Origin of the sequence: Bacillus sp. COPE52, assembly GCF_003355115.1 — a bacterium.
In the GTDB taxonomy this organism is placed as follows: Bacteria; Bacillota; Bacilli; order Bacillales; family Bacillaceae_G; genus Bacillus_A; species Bacillus_A toyonensis.
In genome coordinates this window covers 2,945,468-2,969,677 of the sequence record NZ_CP031292.1, presented here as the reverse complement: position 1 = coordinate 2,969,677, position 24,210 = coordinate 2,945,468, and the positions used below count along the sequence as shown (strand labels likewise).

General features: G+C 36.1%; 26 protein-coding genes. 25 read left to right on the top strand and 1 reads right to left on the bottom strand.

What is annotated here, in order from left to right:
• Positions 1 to 124: 124 nt before the first annotated feature.
• The 17 genes from DPQ31_RS14870 to DPQ31_RS14790 all read left to right on the top strand — a co-directional run bounded on the left by DPQ31_RS14870 (position 125) and on the right by DPQ31_RS14790 (position 16,763).
• On the top strand, positions 125 to 946 hold the full coding sequence (locus DPQ31_RS14870) for a MerR family transcriptional regulator (protein ID WP_208730579.1): 822 nt from the start codon (positions 125 to 127) through the stop codon (positions 944 to 946).
• A gap of 351 nt (positions 947 to 1,297) precedes the next feature.
• Positions 1,298 to 1,600: a PTS sugar transporter subunit IIB gene (locus tag DPQ31_RS14865; RefSeq protein WP_001244593.1), complete on the top strand. Its 303-nt coding sequence runs from the start codon at positions 1,298 to 1,300 to the stop codon at positions 1,598 to 1,600.
• A gap of 42 nt (positions 1,601 to 1,642) precedes the next feature.
• Positions 1,643 to 2,935 carry a prolyl oligopeptidase family serine peptidase gene (locus DPQ31_RS14860; protein ID WP_208730578.1) on the top strand — a complete coding sequence of 431 codons (1,293 nt, stop codon included), beginning with the start codon at positions 1,643 to 1,645 and terminating at the stop codon, positions 2,933 to 2,935.
• Positions 2,936 to 3,026: 91 nt separating this feature from the next.
• Complete coding sequence (locus DPQ31_RS14855; RefSeq protein ID WP_199631324.1) at positions 3,027 to 3,809, top strand: histidine phosphatase family protein; 783 nt, start codon at positions 3,027 to 3,029, stop codon at positions 3,807 to 3,809.
• A 33-nt stretch (positions 3,810 to 3,842) separates the two neighbouring features.
• Positions 3,843 to 5,144, top strand: a complete 1,302-nt coding sequence (locus DPQ31_RS14850) for a PTS sugar transporter subunit IIC (RefSeq protein WP_208730577.1) — start codon at positions 3,843 to 3,845, stop codon at positions 5,142 to 5,144.
• A 116-nt stretch (positions 5,145 to 5,260) separates the two neighbouring features.
• Positions 5,261 to 5,581 carry a PTS sugar transporter subunit IIA gene (locus DPQ31_RS14845; RefSeq protein ID WP_199631323.1) on the top strand — a complete coding sequence of 107 codons (321 nt, stop codon included), beginning with the start codon at positions 5,261 to 5,263 and terminating at the stop codon, positions 5,579 to 5,581.
• Between the two features lie 46 nt (positions 5,582 to 5,627).
• The gene (locus tag DPQ31_RS14840; protein ID WP_098911281.1) at positions 5,628 to 7,013 is read left to right on the top strand and encodes a glycoside hydrolase family 1 protein; all 1,386 of its coding nucleotides are present in this window, start codon (positions 5,628 to 5,630) and stop codon (positions 7,011 to 7,013) included.
• A 258-nt stretch (positions 7,014 to 7,271) separates the two neighbouring features.
• Positions 7,272 to 8,126 (top strand): 3-hydroxyacyl-CoA dehydrogenase family protein, encoded by an 855-nt coding sequence (locus tag DPQ31_RS14835; protein WP_098711485.1) that lies wholly within the window; start codon positions 7,272 to 7,274, stop codon positions 8,124 to 8,126.
• Between the two features lie 18 nt (positions 8,127 to 8,144).
• The gene (locus DPQ31_RS14830; protein WP_208730576.1) at positions 8,145 to 8,924 is read left to right on the top strand and encodes an enoyl-CoA hydratase/isomerase family protein; all 780 of its coding nucleotides are present in this window, start codon (positions 8,145 to 8,147) and stop codon (positions 8,922 to 8,924) included.
• A 15-nt stretch (positions 8,925 to 8,939) separates the two neighbouring features.
• Entirely contained in the window at positions 8,940 to 10,118 is a 1,179-nt protein-coding gene (locus tag DPQ31_RS14825; RefSeq protein WP_098911282.1) for an acetyl-CoA C-acetyltransferase, read from the top strand.
• A 112-nt stretch (positions 10,119 to 10,230) separates the two neighbouring features.
• Positions 10,231 to 11,787, top strand: a complete 1,557-nt coding sequence (locus DPQ31_RS14820) for a class I adenylate-forming enzyme family protein (RefSeq protein WP_098711488.1) — start codon at positions 10,231 to 10,233, stop codon at positions 11,785 to 11,787.
• Between the two features lie 21 nt (positions 11,788 to 11,808).
• Entirely contained in the window at positions 11,809 to 12,225 is a 417-nt protein-coding gene (locus tag DPQ31_RS14815; protein WP_098711489.1) for an acyl-CoA thioesterase, read from the top strand.
• A 54-nt stretch (positions 12,226 to 12,279) separates the two neighbouring features.
• Positions 12,280 to 13,509: an FAD-dependent oxidoreductase gene (locus DPQ31_RS14810; RefSeq protein WP_208730575.1), complete on the top strand. Its 1,230-nt coding sequence runs from the start codon at positions 12,280 to 12,282 to the stop codon at positions 13,507 to 13,509.
• Positions 13,510 to 13,544: 35 nt separating this feature from the next.
• Entirely contained in the window at positions 13,545 to 14,102 is a 558-nt protein-coding gene (locus DPQ31_RS14805; RefSeq protein ID WP_208730574.1) for a hypothetical protein, read from the top strand.
• Positions 14,103 to 14,195: 93 nt separating this feature from the next.
• The gene (locus DPQ31_RS14800) at positions 14,196 to 15,140 is read left to right on the top strand and encodes a fumarylacetoacetate hydrolase family protein (protein WP_208730573.1); all 945 of its coding nucleotides are present in this window, start codon (positions 14,196 to 14,198) and stop codon (positions 15,138 to 15,140) included.
• On the top strand, positions 15,137 to 15,649 hold the full coding sequence (locus tag DPQ31_RS14795) for a DinB family protein (RefSeq protein ID WP_098711492.1): 513 nt from the start codon (positions 15,137 to 15,139) through the stop codon (positions 15,647 to 15,649). The genes DPQ31_RS14800 and DPQ31_RS14795 overlap by 4 nt, the downstream gene beginning before the upstream one ends.
• 1 nt (position 15,650) lies before the next feature.
• Positions 15,651 to 16,763: a cupin domain-containing protein gene (locus DPQ31_RS14790; protein ID WP_199631319.1), complete on the top strand. Its 1,113-nt coding sequence runs from the start codon at positions 15,651 to 15,653 to the stop codon at positions 16,761 to 16,763.
• Between the two features lie 71 nt (positions 16,764 to 16,834).
• Here DPQ31_RS14790 and DPQ31_RS14785 read toward each other — a convergent pair whose 3' ends face one another.
• A complete protein-coding gene (locus DPQ31_RS14785) occupies positions 16,835 to 18,778 on the bottom strand; it encodes an elongation factor G (protein ID WP_208730572.1) in 1,944 nt (647 codons plus the stop codon).
• 264 nt (positions 18,779 to 19,042) lie between these two features.
• Between DPQ31_RS14785 and DPQ31_RS14780 the strand changes: the two genes are divergently transcribed.
• From DPQ31_RS14780 to DPQ31_RS14745, 8 genes are all read left to right on the top strand, one after another.
• Complete coding sequence (locus DPQ31_RS14780) at positions 19,043 to 19,471, top strand: MarR family winged helix-turn-helix transcriptional regulator (RefSeq protein WP_000204162.1); 429 nt, start codon at positions 19,043 to 19,045, stop codon at positions 19,469 to 19,471.
• An 18-nt stretch (positions 19,472 to 19,489) separates the two neighbouring features.
• The gene (locus DPQ31_RS14775; protein WP_000185391.1) at positions 19,490 to 20,128 is read left to right on the top strand and encodes a nitroreductase family protein; all 639 of its coding nucleotides are present in this window, start codon (positions 19,490 to 19,492) and stop codon (positions 20,126 to 20,128) included.
• A gap of 46 nt (positions 20,129 to 20,174) precedes the next feature.
• Positions 20,175 to 20,468 (top strand): putative quinol monooxygenase, encoded by a 294-nt coding sequence (locus DPQ31_RS14770; RefSeq protein ID WP_000583804.1) that lies wholly within the window; start codon positions 20,175 to 20,177, stop codon positions 20,466 to 20,468.
• Positions 20,469 to 20,680: 212 nt separating this feature from the next.
• Positions 20,681 to 20,956, top strand: coding sequence for a TIGR04197 family type VII secretion effector (locus DPQ31_RS14765; protein WP_000503645.1), 276 nt, complete (start codon positions 20,681 to 20,683; stop codon positions 20,954 to 20,956).
• A gap of 40 nt (positions 20,957 to 20,996) precedes the next feature.
• Complete coding sequence (locus DPQ31_RS14760) at positions 20,997 to 21,359, top strand: DUF3958 family protein (protein WP_070173391.1); 363 nt, start codon at positions 20,997 to 20,999, stop codon at positions 21,357 to 21,359.
• Positions 21,356 to 22,852, top strand: coding sequence for a polymorphic toxin type 50 domain-containing protein (locus DPQ31_RS14755; RefSeq protein WP_199631316.1), 1,497 nt, complete (start codon positions 21,356 to 21,358; stop codon positions 22,850 to 22,852). Before DPQ31_RS14760 ends, DPQ31_RS14755 begins: the two co-directional genes overlap by 4 nt.
• A gap of 20 nt (positions 22,853 to 22,872) precedes the next feature.
• Positions 22,873 to 23,211: a hypothetical protein gene (locus tag DPQ31_RS14750; protein ID WP_142345838.1), complete on the top strand. Its 339-nt coding sequence runs from the start codon at positions 22,873 to 22,875 to the stop codon at positions 23,209 to 23,211.
• Positions 23,212 to 23,676: 465 nt separating this feature from the next.
• Positions 23,677 to 24,144: an SMI1/KNR4 family protein gene (locus tag DPQ31_RS14745; RefSeq protein WP_242475974.1), complete on the top strand. Its 468-nt coding sequence runs from the start codon at positions 23,677 to 23,679 to the stop codon at positions 24,142 to 24,144.
• Positions 24,145 to 24,210 lie beyond the last annotated feature (66 nt).

The window sequence follows — 24,210 nt, the reverse complement described above, 5'->3', positions numbered from 1 at the left end:
TCTATTTGATAAAAGGAGATTTTGCTTTTGTACGAAATCTCTTTTTATTTTTATACAATTGTTTTTCAAAACTTGTTACACTATATCAGTATGTAAAGGAATTATAGATTTGAAGGTGATAGGTATGAAGAAATATAAAATAGGAGAAGTAGGAAAGGAATTTGGAGTTTCAATAGATGCTTTACGGTTTTATGAAAAGAAAGGATTCCTAAAACCACAAAAAGACAAAGATAACGGTTTTAGATTTTATACATATGAGGATTTTGGAGTATTTTTAGCAATTAGAAGCTTTAGACAAATGGGATTTCATGTTAAGGAAATTGGATCGGTTTTTAACGGTTTAGAATATGATGACATAATGAAAAAATGTAATGATAAAATAGCTGAAAAAAATGAAGCGATAAAACAGTTAGAGTTAGAAACAAAGCAAATAAATGAATTTATGAACTTATTACAAGAATATAAGCGGGAAGATAGGAGATGGGTTATAAAACAAGCTGAGACTTATTATTTTCTCAAACATGTTCATCTAAATGAAGGAACGTTATGTGTAAATCCTCTATTAAAGACATGGTTAAATTTCTTGCCAACAGTTTCCACGGCATTATGTATTCCACTTGAAGAATATAAAATGAAAAATATAGAGAATAGTTACTGGGCAATGGCAATCTCTGAATCAAAGGTGAAAGAATGTCAATTACCTATGGATGATTCGGTTATTCAAATACCTATGGGAGAGTGCTTGCATTATTTATATGAAAAAAATGTGGATGAATCGTTATCATCTTTGATATTAGATGAACCATTCCATATTATGCAGGAACAGGGATACGCTCTTAACGGAGATGTTTTATGTCGATATGTTTGTGAAACAAAGAGTCAAGACAAAACAGTTGAACATTATATTATTATGATTCCTATTATTAAATCAAACGGTACAAAGTGACTTGAAGTAGAGAAGGACATGAAAAAAATGCATGTAATTGTTAGACACAGTCTACAGTTACATGCATTTTTTTTGAAACAAAAGAGTTTTCACACGGTGTTTAGCTAGGTTTATCCAGCTATTTGTGGGCTGTAAACGCCCGATTGGTAGGGGCTGATAATCAGTGGGGAATGAACAAAATCCCGTTGATTGAAGTTGAGCTTTATACAAATTATACATAATAAATGGATTAATTAAATTAAGCTATTGACCCTAGTCTTAGACCATAGTTTATATTGAACTTATAAAGAAAGCGCTTGCATAAATAGAGAGTATGCAAAGCACTTAAAATAAATATTGGAGGTTTTTATTATGAGAAACATTGTACTTTTATGTAATGCAGGTATGTCTACAAGTATGTTAATGAACAAAATGAGAGGATATGCAGAATCAGCGAATTATAACTGTGAAATTAATGCTTATGCATTAACTGAAGCGAAAAATGTTGGGCAAGCGGCAGACATCATTTTATTAGGACCACAAGTTCGATATGCATTAAATAATGTGAAAAGTCAATTGCCAGAGAAGCATATTGAAGTGATTGATATGGCAGCTTATGGCATGTTAGATGGGAAAAAAGTAATTGAACAAGTGAAAAAGGTTTTAGGTGATTAATAGTTTATACATGGGGAACGATTTACGAGCCTTACACGATTTATGTCAGTTTTGAAAAGTACATATTCTGAGGGAGGTCATCGTCTGAAAAAGATAAGGGAATTTCCAATTTTATGTATGGTAGTAGGGAGCCTGGTAGGTGGTTTGGTACTGTCAGGATGTACATCAGAAAGCAAAGATAAGGCTTTAAAAGATTCAGATATAACACTTATTACGAATGTTCTTCCGTATGGAGAAGTAGGGACTACCGTCGTTTGTGATTTTGGAGATACAATAGATAGCTCAAAATTAACAAAAGATAGTTTTGAAGTTGAGGTGGAAGTGAATGGGAAACCTCAAAATAGAAAAATAACTAAAGTGTATACAAATAATAAAGCTGAAGTATCAGAGACTTCAAAAGACGGACAATACGTCGTGATCGAATTATATGAAAGCGATAAACATGCATCTACCTCAACGTTTAATGAAGAAAAATTTTTAAGTACAAGAGATAACTTAGATTATAAGTTATCTCTTACGAAAGAAATTAAAACAAAAGAAGGTACAACTTTTAAAGCATCCGAACAGAAAAATAAAATTGCAAAAGTAGTTACTCCTGTTGTAGATGATTTTAAAAAAGGGGTATATCAAGATGCATCTGGAAGCAAAATGCAATACAGACTTTTTGAGCCTAAAAAAGAATCTAACAAAAAATATCCATTAGTCTTATTTTTACATGGATCAGGTGAACGAGGAAATGACAACTATATGCAAGTCGTAGGAAATGAGGGCGCTGTAGCGTGGGCGAATCCAGAACAGCAAAAGAAAAATCCTGCCTATGTGTTAGCTCCTCAGGTTGAAGCAGCTGAAACTCTTACAGCGTATTGGACCGAGGAACCTAACTATACTACTATGTTGAATTTACTCAAAGAAACTATCGATAAATATGATATTGATAAAAATCGCATATATGTTGTTGGTATGTCCAATGGTGGAATTGGGACTTGTAATGTTATTAAGAAGAACCCGAATCTTTTCGCAGCTGCTGTTCCGATTTGTGGAATAGGAGATTTGCCAGGAAATACGCTTGTTGGTGAATATGAACCGCTGCAAGATAATTCCGTATTCAAGGATATTAAAGATATGCCGATTTGGGTTTTCCATGCAGAAGATGATCCGCTAGTTGATGTGAGATATAGCAGAGATGCTGTACAAGCTATTAAAGAACTAGGTGGTTCTTTTGTTAAATATACAGAATATCCAACTGGAATCGTTAAACCAATGGGACACTTTTCTTGGGTACCAGCTTTGCAAGATAAAGAGATGATAAATTGGTTGTTTAATCAGTCAAAATAATTTTTAAATATCTTTATTATAAAAATATTATGTTACTCATGTGGTGTATGCATATTTTTATAAGCCCATAAGCCCTTAAGGAGAGTTCATAATGAATAAAAAAATGTTGTCGTTCTGCCTGATAGCTTCTTTGACCGTTTCTCTATTTGGTTGTTCACCTAATAAAACAGAACAAGGTAAGGAGAAAAAAGAAGAAAAACCAGTTGAGTTTTATTTAGTAAGACATGGAAAAACGATGTTAAATACGACGGATAGAGTACAAGGTTGGGCGGATGCACCACTTACGAAAGATGGTGTTGCAGTAGCAGAATACCTTGGAAAAGGTTTGAAAGGGACTAAGTTTGATAAAGCATATAGTAGCGATAGTGGACGTGCAATAGAAACAGCGAAAATTGTGTTAGATCAAAGTGGAAATAAAGATATGAATATTAATCAAAGTCAAAAGTTACGTGAAGTGTGTTTTGGTGAGTTTGAAGGGGAGTTAAATCATACGTTCAGGGAAAAACTTGCACAAACAAATAATATGACCTATGAAGAATTTATGAATAATTTCGACATTGATATTATGCAAAAAACTACAGCGAAGATTGATACGAGTAAACAGGCTGAAGATACTGAAACAGTTACAAAGAGAATGAAAAAAGAAGTTGATCAAATTGCAGAAGAAGTAGCAGAAGATGGCGGCGGTAAAGTTCTTGTTGTATCACATGGTATATCTTTAATGGATCTATTATATTCAATATCTCCTGAATCTTTAAATGAGGTTGAAGAAGGATTAGGAAATGCAAGTGTTTCAAAAGTTGTATATAAAGATGGGAAATATAAAGTTCAATCTGTAAATGATATGAGCTATGTAGAAAAAGGTAAAAAATAGACTTAATAAAATATGTAAATGTTGGAGGTAATTATGAAACTGTTAGAAGGGACTAAAAACGGACTAGAACGAATCATTACACCACTAACTAATTATCTCGGAAATAGCAAAGTAGTCAATGCGATTACATCAGGGATGATGATGACAATTCCTGTTACGATCGGTGTTACATTATTTGCTATTTTAGGTAATCTACCATTTGAAGGGTGGAAAGAATTTTTAATCCAAATTGGTATATATACGCATATGCAAGACATGATTAGTGCGACATTAAGCTTGTTAGCAGTATATATGGTTGTCATTATCGCTTATTCCTATGCAAAAGAGGAAGGCATGAATGGAATGACAGCTGCTGTTATAGCGCTAGGCAGTTTCTTATGCTTAATGCCAATGTCTATTAAGGTAGGAGAAGAACAAATTCCTGCTATATTAAATCAGTACTTAGGTAGTGATGGCATATTCGTTGCTATGTTTGTCGGTGTTTTCACTAGTAAACTGTATTGTTCATTGAAAAGAAAAAATATTGGAGTGAAATTGCCAGAATCAGTACCCCCTATGGTAGCTGATGCAATTAATCCAGTGTTTATTTCAATCATCATTTTCACACTTATCTTCTTTATAAGAGTAATATTTGGCTATACGCCATATGAAAATATTTTTAACTTTGTAAGTCAAGTTATAGCGTTACCTGTAAAATTCATTGGATCGTCTGTATGGTCAGTAATTGCTATCTTTACATTCATGAATATATGTTGGTTCTTCGGTTTACACCCAGCACCAATCATAAATGTATGGTATAGTGCGACAGCTCCATTATTTACGGCAGCTATTACAGCTTTTGCTTCAGGAACACCTTTTTCAGAAATTCCTTACTTAGCATTTACTTTAATGCATTTTGCAGTCGTTATTGGTGGAACAGGAAATACGTTAGGATTAGCAATAAATCTATTATTTGCGAAATCAGAGCAATATAAATCACTTGGAAAAATTGGTATCGTCCCAAATATCTTTAATATAAATGAGCCAATTGTCTTTGGATTACCGCTTGTTCTAAATCCAATCTACTTTATTCCATTAATAACATCTTCAATAGTAGGCGGATTAATTGGTATCGTATTCCTTAACATTACAGGGATTTTATCTAACTTTAATCCACTTATTGAATTACCATGGGTAACACCAGCACCATTTGCAGCTTATATTTCTGGTGGTTGGTTACTATTCATCATGACAGTATTAATTATTGTCTCTCAAATTCTATTATATTATCCGTTCTTTAAAACGGGAGATAAGAAAGCTTACGAGGCAGAACAACAAGCAGCATCACAACAATAATAATTTATTCCACACAAATTTGATTGGGCGGGATAGTAATCAGTGGGGATGGACTTCACTGATTGCATTCTCGATTTATAAGACTATAAAAATAAAAAAATGTTAGGAGAATCGTTATGGAACAAAATGAATTAGTAGTATTTCAAATTATATCAGCTGTAGGTAGCGCACGATCTTCGTATATTGAAGCAATTCAAGAAGCAAAAATGGGTAACTTTGAACAAGCAAGACAATTGATGAATGAAGGCAGTGAAACTTTTATTGAAGGCCATAGAGCACATGCTGGATTGATTAGTAAAGAAGCAGCTGGTGAAAAAATAGAAGTAAGCTTATTGTTGGCGCATGCAGAAGATCAATTAATGAGTGCAGAAGGATTTAAAATCATTGCAGAAGAGCTTATAAGTGTTTATGAAACATTTTTAGTGAAACAAAACTAGTAGAAATAAACGATAACAATACTATTTTTGAAAAGGAAAGGTAAATATGCTCAATACTACATTTAAAAAAGACTTTTTATGGGGCGCTTCGACAAGCGCCTATCAAGTAGAAGGTGCCTATAATGAAGATGGAAAAGGCCTTTCTGTTCAAGATGTGAAAGTTATTCCTGAAGGTACATCAGATTTTAAAGTTTGTAGTGATCATTATCATCATTTTAAAGAAGATGTAAAGCTTTTTGCAGAATTAGGATTAAACGTTTATCGTTTTTCTATAGCTTGGACTCGTATTCTTCCAAATGGTACGGGAGAAGTGAACGAAAAAGGTATTACATTCTATAGCAATCTTATTGATGAATTGCTGAAGCATGATATCGTACCGTTAATAACGATGTATCATTTTGATTTACCGTATGAATTAGAGAAAAAGGGTGGCTGGAGTAATCGTGATACCATCGATGCTTTTGCTCAGTATTGTGAAATCCTTTTTGAACGTTTTGGAGATCGAGTAAAGAATTGGTTAACGATTAATGAACAGAACATGATGATCCTACATGGACAGGCGATTGGGACATCAATATTATCTCAAAAAGAGCTATATCAGCAAAATCATCATATGTTGTTAGCGGAGGCAAAGGTAACAAACTTATGTCATAAGATGATACCTGATGCGAAAATTGGTCCAGCACCAAATATTAGTTATGTGTATCCGAAAACATGTAAGCCGAATGATATAATTGCAGCTCAAAATTGTAACGCAATTCGTAATTGGTTATATCTAGATATGGCTGTATATGGACGATATAATAATATAGCGTGGAATTTCATGAAAAGCAAAAATATCGAACCAGTCATTCTAGAGGGAGATATGGAGATTCTAGCTAGTTCAAAACCAGATTATATAGCTTTTAACTATTATTCTTCTATTACTGTTAGTGAGTATGATGAAAACTTTGTAATCGATGATGCTGGTGATCAACAAATTGAAGTAGGTGAAGAAGGATTCTTTATGGGTGACGATAATGAATTTCTAGAATTAACCGATTTCGGTTGGGAGATTGATCCAATCGGCTTCCGAGTTACATTAAGAGAAGTGAATGATCGTTATCACTTACCAATTATCATTACAGAGAATGGGATAGGTGCTTACGACAAAGTAGATGAAGATGGATCCGTACAAGATCATTACCGAATTGATTATTTGAAAAAACATATTGAACAGATGGAATTGGCAATTGCGGATGGAGTAGATGTAATTGGTTATTGTCCTTGGGCTGCAATCGATTTAATTTCTACGCATCAAGGTTTCAGAAAAAGATATGGTTTTATTTATATAAATCGTGATGAAGACGATTTAAAAGATTTAAAAAGAATAAAGAAACAGAGCTTCTATTGGTATAAAGAAGTTATTTCATCAAATGGTAAAGAACGATAACATATAGTTTCGAAATTCACATCATAGAGTGCGTATTTCAAGAAAACATTATTTCTTTTGAAGTGCGCACTTTTTGTATGAAAAATAACTGTACTTCTCATTAAATGGAAAATGAAGCGGTTTGAACCGAAATGAATACCATTAAAATGTATGAAAGAAATATATGTATTTCCTACACTGTGTATATACAAAAACTTTTTGGATATAGATATAATTTATTTACAGAACATTTAAAAAGTTATTTGAGGAGGTAGCAAAATGGCAATTCAAACAATTGGCATTGTCGGTGCAGGATCTATGGGTTCTGGCATTGCAAATTTAGCTGCATTACATGGATTTACAGTTATTTTACATGATATTGAAGAGCGTTATTTAGATAATGCAATGCAACGTATGAATGGTTTTATGACTAAAAGTGTTACGAGAGGAAAGATGACGGAAGAAGATAAAGAAAAGGCGCTTGGCCGAATTCGGCTCACTACAACTATAGAAGATATGAAGGATGCAGATGTAGTTATTGAAGCCGTGTTAGAAAAATTAGATTTGAAGAGGGAAGTGTTTGCAGCTCTTGATCGAATCGTTCCTGAAGGGGTTATACTTGCAACAAATACTTCATCTATGTCGATAACAGAGATTGCTTCAGCAACGAATCGTCCAGAACGTGTGGCAGGTATGCATTTCTTTAACCCTGCACAACTTATGAAACTTGTAGAAGTTGTTCGCGGCTATAAAACGAGTGATGAAACAGTCGAAGAATTGAAAGCGTTATCTAAAAAACTTTCGAAAGAACCAGTTGAGGTAAAGAAAGATTCACCTGGATTTATTGTAAATCGAATTATGATTCCGCAATTTATTGAAGCAATTAAATTGCTTGAAGATGGGGTTGCATCTGCAGAAGATATTGATAAGGCTGTTACACTCGGCCTCAATTATCCGATGGGGCCATTTACACTACAAGATTTTGCAGGTGTAGATATTGGGTATCACGTGATGGAGTACTTCAAAGAAGAACTAAATAATGATCAATACGCTCCGCCGCTTCTTTTAAAACAGCTAGTTAGAGCAGGTAGACACGGCAAAAAATCAGGTGCAGGTTTTTATGATTATGAATAAAGAATGGGGGATTAAGTTATGAATTATGAGTTTTTAATTTGTGAAATTGAAAATAAAGTTTCGATCGTTACGATTAATCGACCACCTGTAAATCCACTAAATACACAAGTATTTCATGAACTTTCCAGTCTATTTGACGAATTAGAGGCGAATGAAGAAGTGCGAGTAATTGTTCTTACAGGAAGCGGAAGGAAAGCTTTTGTCGCTGGCGCTGATATTAATGAAATGGCAGCACTTGATCTTGTCGGTGTAAACAAAATGAATAAAACTTCACGAACAGTATTTAGCAAAATTGAAAATATGTCAAAACCAGTTATTGCTGCGATAAATGGATTAGCTCTTGGTGGTGGTTTTGAACTTGCACTCGCATGTGATTTACGCATTTGTACGGATCAAGCAAAATTTGCCTTTCCAGAAGTAGGGCTCGGAATTATTCCTGGAGGCGGGGGTACACAGCGTCTTCAAAAAATTGTCGGCCAAGGTATAGCGAAAGAATTACTTTACTTCGGAGATATGTTTGATGCAGAGCGTGCTTTCGATTTACATATTGTTAACAAAGTAGTACCTGCGGAAGAGTTGTTTGAGTTTGCAAAGGAATGGGCATATAAATTGGCAAAAAAACCACCAGTAGCACTTCAAATGTTAAAAACGGCAGTAAATGTAGGAAGTAATGCTGATCTTGAAACAGGCTTAATCATTGAAAGTACTTGTTTTGGAAATGCTTTCGCAACAGAGGATCGTAAAGAAGGATTACAAGCATTCGTTGAAAAAAGAAAACCAGTTTATTTAGGGAAATAATGAGGTGAAAAGGATATGAAAGAAATTGTTTTATTAGAGGGAGCGAGGACTCCGTTCACTGAAATTTCGGGATCATTCCGAGGCGTAAATGCAACAGAATTAGGGGCAATTGCCGCTAAGGAAGCCATACGAAAAGCTTCTATATCTGTTGAAGATATTGATCAAGTTGTATTTGGTAACGTTCAGCAATCTAGTAAAGACGCACATTTATTGGCGAGGCATGTTGGTTTAAAAGCCGGAGCGCCTATTCATGTCCCAGCTTTGACGATCAATCGACTTTGCGGAACGGGTGTTGAATCTATTTTAACGGCTGCTCGTTATATATTAAGCGGAGAAGCAGAAGTTGTACTTGCCGGTGGAACGGAGAATATGAGCCAAGTGCCACACGTAATACCCGGAATGAGATGGGGAAGCCCACTCGGTGGTCCAGCTATAGAAGATTGGTTATGGGATGGTCTTTATGATACGTACGGAAAATGTACGATGGGAGAAACAGCAGAAAACTTGGCTGCAAAATATAACTTAACGAGAGAAGAAGTAGATCAGCATGCACTTTCTAGTCATGAGCGCGCTCTTTTGGCAAGAGAGAAAGGGTATTTAAAAGAAGAAATTGTTCCTGTAACGGTGAAAGGAAGAAAAGGAGAACAGGTAATTGAAGAAGATGAGCATATCCGTCATACGAGTTTAGAAAAATTAGCAAAGTTAAAGCCACGCTTTGTGGAGAATGGTGTAGTGACTCCTGGAAGTGCAAGCGGCATGGTGGACGGTGCAGCAGCAGTTGTTTTAGCATCTAGTGACTTTGCAAAGGATAGAGGATTACAACCGATTGCTAAGCTCGTTTCTTGGGCTGTTGTTGGAGTGGAACCGAAGTATATGGGAATCGGACCGGTTCCTGCAATTCAAAGTGCATTAGAAAAAGCGAATTTAACTTTAAAAGACTTAGATTTGATTGAAATTAATGAAGCATTCTCTGCGCAGTACTTAGCTTGTCAAAAAGAATTAGGATTCGACCTTGATAAGGCAAATGTAAATGGTGGGGCAATTGCGATAGGCCATCCACTTGCTGCGAGTGGAACGAGAATTTCTCTATCCTTAATTTATGAATTAAGAAGAAGAAATAAAAAATATGGAGTATCGGCTGTTTGTATTGGCGGAGGTCAAGGAATTGCAGCGATTTGGGAAGCGTTGTACTAGAGAAAAAACCAGGAAGAGTCCTTCCTGTTTTTAACTACATCGTTTCTCATGTTATCAGTATGTGATGAGAGATTCGGGCTAGTTGGTAAGAAGATAGAAAGTGAGTGAGACAATGAAAAAGGATAAAAACTTATTATCGGTGTATGAGCTGTTAGAAACGGTTACTGCAACTTACGGTGAAAAAGAAGCAATATATGACGTAACGAGGCGAATTACATACAAACAATTGAAACAGGAAGTAGATTGTTTAGCTACGGCATTTAAGAGACTAGGAGTAGGTAAAGCAGACCGTATCGCCGTATCGCTACCAAATTGGTCCGAAACAGTAGTTATCTATTTTGCAGCTGCGAAATTAGGAGCGATAATCGTTCCATTTAATCCCAAATATAAATCATATGAAATTGAATATATATTGGAAAGTTCAGCTCCAAAGCTATTAATAGCTTCAGGGGAATTTGAAAAGAATTTTGGATTTGAAAAAGTTTTTAATAAGGCACGAAAGGTTATTACAGTACGGTTTTCGCAAGAAAATTACTGTTCATATGAGCAGTTAATGCGTACGGAAACAATGAATATTGAACCAGTTCATATAAATGTGAACGATGATTTGTTTTGTATTTTATATACGTCAGGGACGACGGGAACTCCAAAAGGTGTAATGGTTACACATCGTGCCGTTGTACAATCTGCACGAACGATAGGAACAGAGCTGTATTGTACACAAAAGGATGTATTCATTATTTCAGCACCACTATTTCATATTTTCGGTATGGCAATTAATATGCTTTGCGCAGTAGCGATGGGAGGAAGGATCATATTACAAGAAAAATTCCACCCGCGAGAAACTTTACAATTAATTGAACAAGAAAAGGTAACTATCCAAAAAGGTGTACCAACTATGTTTATAAAGGAACTAGAGTTAGAGGACTTTGATAAATATGATTTATCTTCATTACGTGCCGGGTTAGTTGGTGCAGCACCTATATCAGTAAAAACAGTGACGGAGATTCGAGAACGGATGGGCATTAACCTTTGCCAATCATTTGGGATAACTGAGACGGTTTCGATTACGATGACCTCGTATGATGATACAAAGCAGAATATAACAGAAACGCTTGGAAAGGCCATTCCAGGAGTAACATTGAAAATTGTAGATGAAAATAGAGTGGATCTTCCTCCTGGAGAAGTGGGAGAGATAGCAGTTAAAGGGTTTGGTGTAATGAAAGGATACTACAATATGCCCGAACAAACAAAACAAGTTTTAGATAATGAAGGTTGGTACTATTCAGGAGATTTAGGTACCCTCGATCCTCAAGGATATTTAAGGTTCGTAGGACGAAAGAAAGAGATGATTATAAGAGGAGGCTTAAACGTTTATCCTCAAGAAATTGAAGCAGTCATTATGAAACATCCAAAAGTAATAGAAGCAGCAGTTGTAGGTCTTCCAGATAAAGTACTGGGAGAAGTCGCATGTGCGGTCATACGGTTAAAAAATGGAGAAGTAAGCTCCGAAGAAGAAATAAAACTTTATCTTAAAGAGAAAATGGCAATTTATAAACTACCAGAGAAAGTGATCTTTACAGAGGAATTTCCTGTCACAGCAAGTGGGAAAATTCAAAAATTGAAATTGAAAGAACAAGTATCTTCAAATAGTAGTCCAACAGTTTAATAGATAGGAGGCGAAGGCATAATGGAAGAGTATGCTTTTCAAGTAAGGTGGGGAGATACTGATGCTGCGGGCATTGTGTACTATCCTAACTTTTATAAATGGATGGACGAAGCAACTCATGAATATTTTAAAAAAATTGGCTTTCCTTCAGTTGAACTTTACGAAGAACAACAAATTGGTTTGCCATTACTAGAAGCAAAATGTCAATTTAAGTCACCTCTTCGTTTTGAAGATCAAGTAGTTGTGAAAAGTACTGTAAAAGAATTGCATAATAAAGTTTTTACAATCCAGCATGTTTTTGTAAAAAGGGAACAGGTTGTGGCAGAAGGTTATGAAACTCGTGCATGGACTTCTTTTAAAGAAAAAGTGAAAGCGCAACCGATACCTGGATATATTCGGCAGAAGATGATGCCAGAGATAAAAACTGTAGAAAGTTAAGAAGTACGAGTAAGGATACCGTAACGAGTAATTGTTAATAAGGGGGAGATAGTGATGGGAAAAGAAAAAAAGTATGATGCCATAGTAGTTGGGGCGGGACCAGTCGGGCTTGTAGCAGGACTTTCATTACAAAAGAAGGGCATATCAACATTAGTAATAGAGGGAGATTCATTCGGAAGACCACGTCCGGGAAGTAGAGCAATTTATTTGCATAGTGCTTCGTTAAAATTACTGGAGGAGACTGCAGAAGGTCTTGGTTTTACACTTGCTCATAACGGAATTATTTGGCCAGCAAAACGAACGTTTTATAAAGGAAAAGAAGTATATGTACGAGATTATGGTAAGGATGAAAACCTTAAATCAAACCGCTTGCCTCATTTCACAGCTCTTCATCAAGATGAGATCGAAAAGCATATGTATGAGGCATGTATAAAAGCCGGCGTGGAATTCCTTTGGGATGCCCCGGTTAAGAAGTTGCACATTACAGACTCTGAAGTAGAAGTAACAATCACAAATGACGAAATCTTAAAGGCGCAGTATGTAATTGGATGTGATGGAGCACGTTCAATTGTAAGAGAGCAAGCGGGATTAACGTTTGAAGGTCCACGTACAGCAGATACTTTTATAGTCGTAGATGTAAAAGAAGATGAAACAAATCCACTTCCTTTAGAAAGAATATTCTATTATCAACATCCAGCTATGGAGGGAAGAAATGTAATGTTTGTTCCGTTTAAAGGTGGATGGCGTGTGGATTTACAATTGCTTGAGTCAGATAACCCAGATGATTATACAAATATTGAAAGTGTTAAGAAATGGTTGCCGAAAGTAATGGATGCGAAATATGCGGAGAGGATTACATGGGTGTCTTCTTATCGTTTCCATCAAGTAGTGGCAAATTCATTTACTGATGCAAAACGTCGTATCCTTCTCGCTGGAGAAGCTGCGCATTTATTTGCCCCATTTGGTGCACGTGGATTAAATTCTGGAATTCCAGATGCTGTTCTTGCTACGAGAGGTATCGAGAAAGCACTACAATCTAACTCTGAAGAAGAGCGGATAAACGCGATTGAAGCAGCTGCAAACGAACGCCGAATTGCAGCTAAATGGAACCGAGATGCTTCAACTACTGCACTTCATCACCTTCAGGGGAACTCTCCTGAAATGAACATGAAACGTGATATTGCAGCATCAATGGTATCTATTGTTCCAAGGCTTGGAAGGTGGCTCGATGAGGGACCGTACGGACCGAAATTTGGACCTCCTGAACTGACAACGAAATATTAAAAGTTAGATCGGTAATATGAAAGGAGCGATAAGAAATGGCTTTGTCTCAATTCATGAATGAAGAAAAGTATGGTTCACATGCACGTTCTACAAATGGAATGATTGAACGGTTAATGACGATGAACTGGTATTGCAACATTGGACAGCAAAATGTAGAGGCTGAGAAGAAAATTGATCAATTTATGAGTTCTCTAAACATTAGTGAATATGAAATCAAATGGATTTCAGGAAAACAATTAATTGAAACAATTGAGCGGATTTCATTTGAAGATAACGATTTATGGGGGGCACTAGCGGCAGTGCCTGATCAATTGAAAGAAAAAATTGAGCGCGCTGGTAACGAAAAACTTCTTGTAGATGTAGTAGATGAAGTACCAGAAGCAATCTTTCATGGTGTTTATAAAGAAGCGTTCGAAATTTTTGGAGAGGAAAAAACAGTGAAATTTCTCGTCGGGCATGCGATGTACGTAAGTGTTCTTGCATGTGCTGCTGAATTAGCTGAAGAAAAGAATGTGTGTCTCCCAATTATAGAGTTAATAGAAATGGGACATGTGCCACTTGGACCAGAAGGAAATACTTTTTATCTTTTATAACAAAGAGTAGGGCCGGAAAGTCATACATTATTATCATTTTCGATTATTTGAGAAGGTAGAATTTCACTTGTTTTATAGGAAAGGATGAGTAATATGAAACTTGTTACTTTTACACATAATGGAGATACAAGAATTGCTGCTTTAGAAAATGGGAAATTGATTGATTTGCATGCTGCTTTTAAAGCGAAATTAATAAGTGAAGGAAATCTTCGGGCTGCTCAAATTGCAGAGGCGTATATACCAAAGGATATGAATGGATTTTTACAAGGCGGAACAGAAAGTATGAATCTAGCAAAAGATGCGATCGCTTATGCACTTATGAAAAAACATGAAGATAAGTTGGTATTTGAGGAAGGCGAAGTAAAAATAGAAGCTCCAGTACCTGCGCCAGGAAAAATTATATGTGTAGGTCACAATTATCGTGAACATATTTTGGAAATGAAACGCGAATTACCTGCATTTCCGGTCATCTTTGCGAAGTTTGCGAATACGGTAGTCGGTCCAAAAGATGATATTCCGTATTATCCCATTTCAGAACAACTAGATTACGAAGCTGAATTTGCTTTCGTAATCGGAAAGCGTGCCCGGAATATTTCAGAAGAAGACGCCCTTCATTATGTAGCAGGTTACACAATTGTGAATGATATTACTTACCGTGATATTCAGCGTCGTACAATTCAATGGCTTCAAGGAAAAACAGTTGAAGGTAGCGCTCCAATGGGTCCTTGGTTACTTACTTCAGATGAATTAACGAATCCATCTGGACTGAACATTGTCTTAACAGTGAATGGAGAAAAACGTCAACAGTCTAATACTGCTAATCTAGTATTTTCGGTACAATATCTCGTTTCATTCTTATCCGGTTTAATGACATTAGAGCCAGGGGATGTCATATTAACTGGGACACCGGGTGGGGTAGGTGTTGCCCGTAATCCGCAAGTATTTCTTAAAGATGGAGACATCGTTCGAATTGAAATTGATCGAGTAGGCGTACTTGAAAATAGAGTAAGACAAACAGTAGAGGTGCCAGTACTATGACGAAAAACGTGCAAATCTATGCGGTCGAATCTATTTACGACTCAATCAATAAGATAAAAACGATTGTTAAGTCGTTACCAGAGGAAATAATTCGTTGGAAACCTTCAAAAGATGAATGGTCAGTAATGCAAATTATTACACATGTAGCAGAAGCAATTCCGTATTGGGCAAAGGAAATAAGCAATATTAAATTAAGTAATGAAAACTTATGGGGCCGCGGCTTAACAGATGAAGTGCGCCTGCAAGCAGTTTCAGAAGAGAATATAAATAGGAAAACAGTAGAAGAAGTCATAGAGCAGCTTTCTTCTATACCAATCACGATTGAAAATGTACTTCATACATTAACTGACGAAGAGTTACATATACAAGCTCCAAGTCGCAATCCTCGTTTCGAAAACAAACCGATTAACTTTATTGTGAATCACCTCATCGTAGAACATACAGAAAAGCATTGTAAACAAATCGAGCGGAATGTATCGAAGTATAACCAGGATAAAGGAGGAAAATAAAATGGCAGAAAAAAATACTTTTTATGAAAGTGATCTTGTACAAGATTTCAATCGTGATATCGAACAATACCATCTAGGCCCGCTATGGAACGCTATTCCAGATTTAATGAAGCATACACCAGAACCTCATGCACAAGCATACCTTTGGAAAGCGGAATTACTCCATAAAAAGTTAACAGAAGCGACGCAAATATTTACACCAGATCGTGGCGGAGAACGCCGGGCCATCTATTTACAAAATCCAGGACTTAATTATAGAAAACCTTGGGGATGGGCATCGACTACCCAAACGTTATATGCTGCGGTTCAATTAATACAACCTGGAGAAACTGCTCCGTCACATCGGCACGTTCAAAATGCGTTACGTTTCGTCATGGAAGGAGAAGGGGCTTACTCAATTGTGCAAGGAGAGCGTATTTTCATGGAACGAGGAGACTTCTTAACAACTCCAAATGGACTGTGGCATGGACATGGCCACACTGGTGACAAACCGATGATTTGGATGGATTGCCTTGATATTCCGACTATTTATTATCTCGGTGGTACGTTCTTTGAGCCGTATCCAGAGAAAATTGAACAGCCAAATGTGCCAGATAATTATACTGCTCAGCGTTATGAGGGTGGAATGGTTCGACCGGTTTCGGACCGATATACAAAGAAAGCTCCTCTTAGTTCCTACAAATGGGCAGGAACGGAAGCAGCGCTTAATGGATTAAGTCGTTTTGAGCCAGATGCTTACGATGGTTATGCTGTTGAATATATAAATCCATCAAACGGTGAGACAGCATGTCCAACGATTGCAGCTTGGATGCAAAAATTGCCGAAGGGATTCAGAGGAAAAGCACATCGCCATACACATGCATCAATCTACCATGTGCATGAAGGGGCAGGATATACAATTATTAATGGTGTTCGCTTCGATTGGTCTAAAGGAGACTTCTTTGTTGTACCAAACTGGGCATGGCACGAACACGTTGCGTTTGAAACTAGTTATGTATTTTCCACAAATGACCTCCCGATTTTAGAAAAATTCGGGTTAGAGCGGAAACAGGAATATGAGAGAAATAATGGATTTCAAACAATTACAGGAGAGTTTGAACCAGCTTTACCTTAAGTTTGTATATAAAAAGGCGCCCTTTAGTAAGGAAAAGTATCATACTAGAGGGCGCTTATTAGTTGTTTGGATTAATAAGCCTTCAACACATGAAGCAAATAATCCTTTCGATTCAGCGGATTAAAGTCAACGCGTTTTCGAGTAGGGAAGGGAGCCGTAAGCATTGTGAAACCAGCTGGCTTCGTTGTAAAGATTCCTTCTCCTTCTGTAAATGAATGGAGCATTCGTTTAAAATTTTCTGTTTTCGCAATAGGTAACGATCCAGTTAAGTGATAAGAATCATTATGCAATATAGGCTCTGCAAAAGTCGCTGGAATGGCAGCGAGCTTATACATCGCGGTACTAATTGCGTGCTCCGGTACAGTTAATTCAAATTCGTTTAATGGCTCAAATACACATGTTTCAGCTTGCTGTAAAGCATCCATTAAAACGAGCGGTGTTAAGTTTCTAAAGTCACTCGCTGTTGTAACAGGGCTTGCATAACCAGTATGTGTTAACGTGACGATAATGTCCGTAACTTCCCATCCGTATAAACCTTGTTTTAACGTTTGAAATACCGTATCTTCAATCGCTTTATGAAATGCTAAAGGTAGTGATCCAAGTTCAACACCTAAGTCGTACGTTATGCCAGAGTTATGCTTCCCACGTTCAACTTTGAAACCGATTGTTGCGTAAAATGGATTCTCTTTTTCACCCATTACTTCAACAGAATTGCCTACGCCAATTGGTTTCTCGATACATACAACTCGCGTATTTGAAAAAGTAACCTGCAAATTATATTTCTCATAAAGTGTTGTTTCAATTACTTCTTTTTGTACCTCACCGAAAAGGCGAATGTATAGTTCATTATGAACATCATCTTTCCACACTTTAATAAGTGGATCTTCTTCACATAGTTCCATAAGTGCAGCGTATAAATCATGAATTCGTTCTTTTGGTACTGCGTCAATGGAAGCTTCCATTTGTGGTTCGGCAAAGTGAATATCTTTTATATAATCCGTACGTTCACCGATAATATCACCAATTTTTATATCATTCAGTCCCCACACTTTGCAAAATTCTCCGCTAGGAACGATAGTAGATTGAACAGCATTTCCGCTATGAAACATACACATTTTTTTAATCTTTTCTTTATGTGGTAGAGACTCATCGCGCTGTATATCAACATATTTTCTAACGTGTAAGCTACCTGAAAAAACTCTTATATACGCAACCTTTTCTCCAGAAGGTTCACGTTCAATTTTAAAAACAACACCGGATAATGGTTCCTCTTGTGCGGATGTAAGAGCTGGCATTAGGGCAGGAAGTTTTTCAAGTATTTCAGTTACTCCTATACCTGTCATTGCTGAGCCGAAAAAGATTGGATACACATTTGCTTGCTGTATTTGCTGTTCTAGTTTTTCTCTTAATAGTGCGTCCGGTATTATTTCGTTATTTACATATGATTCAAGTAATGATTCATTAAATGGTGCTAACAGTTCCATACAATCGTCATATGATTTGTATTCAATGATCCGGGCTTCTTTCGTTCCTTCGTTTAGAACAGAATAGAAGGGGAATGCTTCATTTGAAAGAACCTCTTTTATTTGTTTCATAACTTTTTCAGTGTTTGCTCCACTACGATCAATTTTATTAACGAATAAAATTGTCGGTATGTTTAGTTTCTGTAATGTTCGCATTAAAATTTTTGTTTGTGCCTGCACACCTTCAACGGCAGAGATAACTAAAATCGCACCGTCTAGAACGCGGAATGATCGCTCCACTTCAGCGATAAAATCAGCGTGTCCAGGTGTATCAATGACATTTACTTTTACATCATCAATAAAGAAAGAAACGACAGATGCTTTAATCGTAATTCCGCGTTGTCTTTCTAATTCCATTGAGTCAGTTTGTGTATTACCACTATCTACTCGGCCAATTTCTTTAATCACATTCGTTTCATAAAGAATACGCTCAGTCAAACTCGTCTTGCCAGCGTCTACGTGCGCAACAATCCCTATATTTATTGTTGTCATTTATGAATATCCTCATTTCATTTTCCATTTTCATTTCCTCATTTCTATTTGTGTATTGCCGCATTACAATCACTCTCCAGTCATTTAAATTATTACTATTATAGTGCAATTAACATTATTTGTAACGCTACAAAGCGCCTTAATTTGGAAAAAATAAAATGAAAACAAAATGCTTGCATTCTAAATCGATATAGATTATATTAATTGACATATCAACTATTGATACATCAAATGTTTTTATTTTGATTGTAAAGGAGGGTTAATTTGACAAGTTCATGCTCAAAAGAAGCGATTATTTTATATAAATTACACTTTCTAAATAAAGAAGTAAGTTCGAAATTTGAAGGGTGTACGGGTATGAGCCAGTCTCGATTAGAGCTTATACTTCAATTATTTGAAGTAGGTGAAATTAGTCAAAAAGCACTTCAGCAAGAAGTGAATATTGATAATGCTGCGATAACAAGGCATTTAAAGCAGCTTGAGGCCAATGAAATGATTGTAAGACGTAAAAATCCAGATGATAACAGAATTACGTTAGTTTCTCTTACTGAAGAGGGGCGAAATAAAATTCAGGCGTTTCAAGAAGAAAAAGAACGTTTTGCAGCATCTGCATTTAAAGGATTAAGTGAGGAAGAACGCGATAATCTTTTAAATATGTTAAATCACATTCAAGAAAATATAAAAGAATTATAAAAAAGGGAGAATACAACTATGACTAACTCAGTAAAAACAAATGATTTTAACGAAATTTTAACAGGACGTCGTTCAATTCGTAAGTACGACCCTTCAGTGAAAATTAGCAAAGAAGAAATGACAGAAATTCTTACAGAAGCAACACTTGCACCATCTTCAGTAAACATGCAACCATGGAGATTCGTAGTGATTGAAAGTGACGAAGCGAAAGCAACACTTGCGCCACTTGCGAAATTCAATCAATCTCAAGTAGAAACATCTTCAGCAATGATTGCTTTATTTGGTGATTTAAACAATTTTGATAACGCAGAGGAAATTTACGGTACAGCAGTAGAGCGTGGCTTAATGCCAGCAGAAGTAAAAGAAGACCAAATGAAAAAACTTTCAGCTTACTTCTCAATGGTTACACCAGAAGTAATGAAAGATACGGTATTAATTGACGGTGGTCTTGTAGCAATGCAATTTATGCTAGCAGCTCGTGCGCACGGTTATGACACTTGTCCAATTGGTGGATTTGAAAAAGACCAAATCGCAGAAGCATTTGGACTAGATAAAGAACGCTACGTACCAGTTATGTTAATTTCAATCGGGAAAGCTGCAGACAGTGGTTACCAATCAGTACGTCTTCCAATTGAAAAAGTTGCAGAGTGGAAATAATTTTATAAAAGAACTTCAATAAGTGAAAGATGAGAGGGGAAGCACCATGATTATTATTCACGCAATATTTCAAGTAGACCCAGCAAAACAACAAGCATTTTTAGAAGAAATTCAGCCACTCATTCATGGTTCAAGAGAAGAAAGTGGAAATGTATCTTATGACTTATATAAAGATACAGAAAAAGAAAGTGTTTATACGATGGTAGAAGTATGGAAAGATGAAGCAGCAGTTGCGAGCCATAATACGAGTGAACACTTCACATCTTTCGTTAGTAAAGCAGCACAATTTTTAACTGCTCCTCTTGATATAAAAGCTTATAATGGAGAGTTAGTAAAATAATAAGGTAGAAAAAGATGACTTTAGCATATGGCTGAAGTCATCTTTTTTGTATAAGTAGAATCCATTTTGGACTCAGTTATGTTGATTGATAAGTGTTGCTCGTATCCTCAGTAACTGTGGTGAATTGTATGTTAAATTCGAACATTTGGTTTATTGGGATATTTTTCCGTGTTATAATTTTCTTGTAAATAAAAGGTAGAGGGGAGTAAGTAATGGGAGAATTTCAAAGTAATTTGCATACGGCAACGCAACTTGCAACGAAAATGAGAACTGCTTCAAATAGAATGCAAAGTGCTACTAGTCGCTCTATAAATAAGGCAACGCGTACTACACTATCTGTGAACTTCAAAGCACAAGAAGCAAATCAACAAAATTTGCAGATCACGAAACAATTTTGTGCTGCTTTTCAACAAACAATTGATAATATCCATTCCGTAGCAAATGAATTTGAGAAAATGGATACAGGACTTCAAAAGACTTTTCAATAATGTAACAGCCTACGTAAAGGGGAAAAGGTAGGGAGAAAAGATGAGTCAAGAAATTGAAACGAGAATGAGTCAATGTAATCAAAAATTACGAATTATGTTTGAAGAACAAAATGAAAACCGAATTGCGCTGCAAAATCAAGAACGAGCTGAGGCTAGTTTTCATGAATGGAAAAATAGAAGCAATCGTTTATTTAACCGAATACTAGAAACTTGGCACGGCGACAAAGAAGTGTTTCACCTTTTTACGAATATGCGGCAAGAAATCGGACAGTATGAAAGAAAACTTACATTCGAATTAGAAAATGAAAAAGAGACGTTGCTTAAAGAAAAACGGCATCTCAGTGAGAAAGAAAACGACCTTTCCTATGAACAGCAGCAACTACAAAGGGAGGCCAATACATGAGTTTAAACATGTATTTGGGAGAAGTACAAAGTCAAACTCAAAGTATGAACGCTATATGTAATGCTACGATTGAAAGTATGGAACAAGCCATTCAATCTATTGATGCATTTGCGGTAGATACAGTACTACAAGGACAAACATACAGTAGTGCAAAAGCCTACCTTGTCCAAACATTTCGGCCATTAGCGCAAGGAATCATATGCTTATGTGAAGAATTAATTCGCCAAAACGAAGCATTTCCAAACGAGTTCCAAGCGAAAGTTGCTTCGACAGATGTGATTGAACAAGAAATAAGAGAACAAATACGGGGAATTAATCAATCGATTACAAGTATAGAAGCAATAGAAGTACTTACACCAATGCCCGGAGTAAGTGCGATTGTAACGGTATTAGGTGCAATGAGAAAAAAACTGGAAGAAAAACTAGAGCGTTTACAAGAATTCGAACATTCATCCAGCAACAACTACAGCACTGCTCTCCAATTAGCGGCTAGCATCACAGCCGGACTCGCTGAAGTGCAAAGTGGGAAAGGATTTAGTCCTGTGAGTGGGACGTTTAGTACACAAGGGTTGAATATGGATTGGGTGAGTTCTATTCAGGGGATTATAGAAGAACAAGCTCGACAAACCGAGATGAAACAAATTACTTTGCAAAAACAACAATTTAACTTACAAGAGCAGGAAGACAATAGATCATGGCATGAAAAAACAGCCATTTATGCGCAATCATTTTTGCATGGAGTTATCGAATTTTTTCAAGGTGCTGGTGATGCAGCACTAGAAAACTTTTTTGGACTACAACCACATGAGAATGATAAATTAGAAAGTAAGACAACTTACCAAGTTGGAAGGTTGGCTGGAAATGTTATATCAATAGTCGGATCCATTGTAGAAATGTTTGAAGGTATCTCGCTCATAGGCGGATCTAATTTCTTAACTATTGTGGCAGAAGTAGGAACTGGCGGGTTAGCGTCACCAATTGTTATTCCATTAGATATAGCTGCAACAACTGCTGGGGCTAGTCTTTTTGCGCATGGTGGATTTGTTTGGAATAAATCGATTCAAAATGCTAAGGATACTATTCAAAAAATCCAGTCTTCTGGTGGAGGTAAGGGTGCGAGTAATCGAATACCTTCTTATGGAAAAGATTCTGTACCTAAAGGTCCATACCGTGAAGTAAATGGTTATCCAATAAAAGTGAAAGCAGGAGCTCAAGAAAAGCATATTCCCGATACACCGAACTATAAACAAGAATTAGCAAATGGAAAAAATAAGAGCATTTTCTATGGCGATAATAAAATAGCGCAAGAATTGCTTGATAAGTTTGCAGGAAAAGGAACCACTGTTACCAAAAATAAAGAAAGAGTGGACTTTGGTAAACCAATAGGTAAATACTATGACACTGTGACCGGACAATATATAGAGACTAGTAGAGGAATGATACATTATGGAAAAGATGGTGCCCATATAGTACCAGCAAAACCATCAGAATAAAATTAAGAAAGAGGATGTCTATGGAAGCAGATTCTTTATTTAAAACATTAACAGAGCATGAAGGTGTAGAAATCATATTAGAGTGGAACAGTGGGTTGAGAATTATAGGCAAAACAGACACATTTTATGAGACAGACAATGGATTAGATGATGATGACCCCGCATACGCAGAATATTATGCAACAGCATTTCAAGTAAATCATATTTTATCTCAACCTTCTACTAACGAAGGTATTGTATATAATTGGTTGATACAAGAAAAAAGTTCATTGGTTGAAATTTCTCTCTATGATGATCCGCCAAGTGCAGTGTTTTTAACTGACGGAAAAAGAGTATGGGAAAGTGGAATATCTAAATAATAGGTGGTATATAAACTGAGACCTTGATTGGCATATATGCTTTTCAAGGTTTTTCTATGTTTTTAACACCTGTAAAGGGTGTTCATCAGTGGCACGAAATTGGTTGCAAGAATAAGAGGTAGATGAGATTCCTAGTGAATTTATCGCAATTAATAAGAATTAATTGAACCTATTCTACTAGATTATGACGACAGGAAAAGAATTTGTAGAAGAAAAAGTTTTCTTTAGGATAGATATTTGAATGGACCATGTTATCTGTCTTAAAATAAACAAATAAATGGCGAGTTACTTATGGAAAATAATCAACAAGAGAGACTTCACATTTGAGGTCTCTTTTGTTGATTTCAATTGAAAATTATTATTTAAGCGAATTCTTTTTTGTACCTCGTATTTCACATACGCATAGGCTTCAATTGCAGTTATATAGTATGCTTTTCAATGCCAAAAAACTGGGGATAAAGAACAATGGGGAATTTTTTCGGTATTCTTGGTACGGGTCTGCCTACAGACTATGTAAAATTTATTGAAACTTATGGTACAGGTGGTATTGACAATTTCTTGTGGATATTAACTCCTTTTGTAAACGATGAAAATGTAAATTATCTTGGTAGGCAGAAGGAAATAATGGATTCATATATACAATCTAAGAAAAGTTTTCCACAATATTATAAACATGATGTTTACCCTTCAAGTGGGGGGATACTTCCATGGGCATACACTGATAATGGTGACGAATTGTACTGGTTAACAGATGGAAAACCCGATGAGTGGAAAATTGTGGTATATAAATCGGGATCACCAAAGAATTATACTTACTCACTTACGATGATAGAATTTTTATATCAAATAATAACGAAGAAATTAATATGCAATGCATTTCCTGATGATTTTCCAAGTGATGAAACTACATTTGTTTCAGTAAATGTTGAGTAGTTATTTAACCTTGATTGGCTATGTGCCTTTCAAGGTTTTTTAGTAAACTAAAAGGTTTTATTCTTT

What these genes read in the sequence shown, in the direction of transcription:
- DPQ31_RS14865 (WP_001244593.1), top strand. Translation starts at nt 1,298, where the DNA reads ATGAGAAACATTGTACTTTTATGTAATGCAGGTATGTCTACAAGTATG.
- DPQ31_RS14840 (WP_098911281.1), top strand. Translation starts at nt 5,628, where the DNA reads ATGCTCAATACTACATTTAAAAAAGACTTTTTATGGGGCGCTTCGACA.
- DPQ31_RS14850 (WP_208730577.1), top strand. Translation starts at nt 3,843, where the DNA reads ATGAAACTGTTAGAAGGGACTAAAAACGGACTAGAACGAATCATTACA.
- DPQ31_RS14765 (WP_000503645.1), top strand. Translation starts at nt 20,681, where the DNA reads ATGGGAGAATTTCAAAGTAATTTGCATACGGCAACGCAACTTGCAACG.
- DPQ31_RS14800 (WP_208730573.1), top strand. Translation starts at nt 14,196, where the DNA reads ATGAAACTTGTTACTTTTACACATAATGGAGATACAAGAATTGCTGCT.
- DPQ31_RS14830 (WP_208730576.1), top strand. Translation starts at nt 8,145, where the DNA reads ATGAATTATGAGTTTTTAATTTGTGAAATTGAAAATAAAGTTTCGATC.
- DPQ31_RS14845 (WP_199631323.1), top strand. Translation starts at nt 5,261, where the DNA reads ATGGAACAAAATGAATTAGTAGTATTTCAAATTATATCAGCTGTAGGT.
- DPQ31_RS14745 (WP_242475974.1), top strand. Translation starts at nt 23,677, where the DNA reads ATGGGGAATTTTTTCGGTATTCTTGGTACGGGTCTGCCTACAGACTAT.
- DPQ31_RS14750 (WP_142345838.1), top strand. Translation starts at nt 22,873, where the DNA reads ATGGAAGCAGATTCTTTATTTAAAACATTAACAGAGCATGAAGGTGTA.
- DPQ31_RS14795 (WP_098711492.1), top strand. Translation starts at nt 15,137, where the DNA reads ATGACGAAAAACGTGCAAATCTATGCGGTCGAATCTATTTACGACTCA.
- DPQ31_RS14790 (WP_199631319.1), top strand. Translation starts at nt 15,651, where the DNA reads ATGGCAGAAAAAAATACTTTTTATGAAAGTGATCTTGTACAAGATTTC.
- DPQ31_RS14770 (WP_000583804.1), top strand. Translation starts at nt 20,175, where the DNA reads ATGATTATTATTCACGCAATATTTCAAGTAGACCCAGCAAAACAACAA.
- DPQ31_RS14785 (WP_208730572.1), bottom strand. Translation starts at nt 18,778, where the DNA reads ATGACAACAATAAATATAGGGATTGTTGCGCACGTAGACGCTGGCAAG.
- DPQ31_RS14820 (WP_098711488.1), top strand. Translation starts at nt 10,231, where the DNA reads ATGAAAAAGGATAAAAACTTATTATCGGTGTATGAGCTGTTAGAAACG.
- DPQ31_RS14815 (WP_098711489.1), top strand. Translation starts at nt 11,809, where the DNA reads ATGGAAGAGTATGCTTTTCAAGTAAGGTGGGGAGATACTGATGCTGCG.
- DPQ31_RS14775 (WP_000185391.1), top strand. Translation starts at nt 19,490, where the DNA reads ATGACTAACTCAGTAAAAACAAATGATTTTAACGAAATTTTAACAGGA.
- DPQ31_RS14760 (WP_070173391.1), top strand. Translation starts at nt 20,997, where the DNA reads ATGAGTCAAGAAATTGAAACGAGAATGAGTCAATGTAATCAAAAATTA.
- DPQ31_RS14810 (WP_208730575.1), top strand. Translation starts at nt 12,280, where the DNA reads ATGGGAAAAGAAAAAAAGTATGATGCCATAGTAGTTGGGGCGGGACCA.
- DPQ31_RS14805 (WP_208730574.1), top strand. Translation starts at nt 13,545, where the DNA reads ATGGCTTTGTCTCAATTCATGAATGAAGAAAAGTATGGTTCACATGCA.
- DPQ31_RS14835 (WP_098711485.1), top strand. Translation starts at nt 7,272, where the DNA reads ATGGCAATTCAAACAATTGGCATTGTCGGTGCAGGATCTATGGGTTCT.
- DPQ31_RS14855 (WP_199631324.1), top strand. Translation starts at nt 3,027, where the DNA reads ATGAATAAAAAAATGTTGTCGTTCTGCCTGATAGCTTCTTTGACCGTT.
- DPQ31_RS14755 (WP_199631316.1), top strand. Translation starts at nt 21,356, where the DNA reads ATGAGTTTAAACATGTATTTGGGAGAAGTACAAAGTCAAACTCAAAGT.
- DPQ31_RS14825 (WP_098911282.1), top strand. Translation starts at nt 8,940, where the DNA reads ATGAAAGAAATTGTTTTATTAGAGGGAGCGAGGACTCCGTTCACTGAA.
- DPQ31_RS14870 (WP_208730579.1), top strand. Translation starts at nt 125, where the DNA reads ATGAAGAAATATAAAATAGGAGAAGTAGGAAAGGAATTTGGAGTTTCA.
- DPQ31_RS14860 (WP_208730578.1), top strand. Translation starts at nt 1,643, where the DNA reads ATGTCAGTTTTGAAAAGTACATATTCTGAGGGAGGTCATCGTCTGAAA.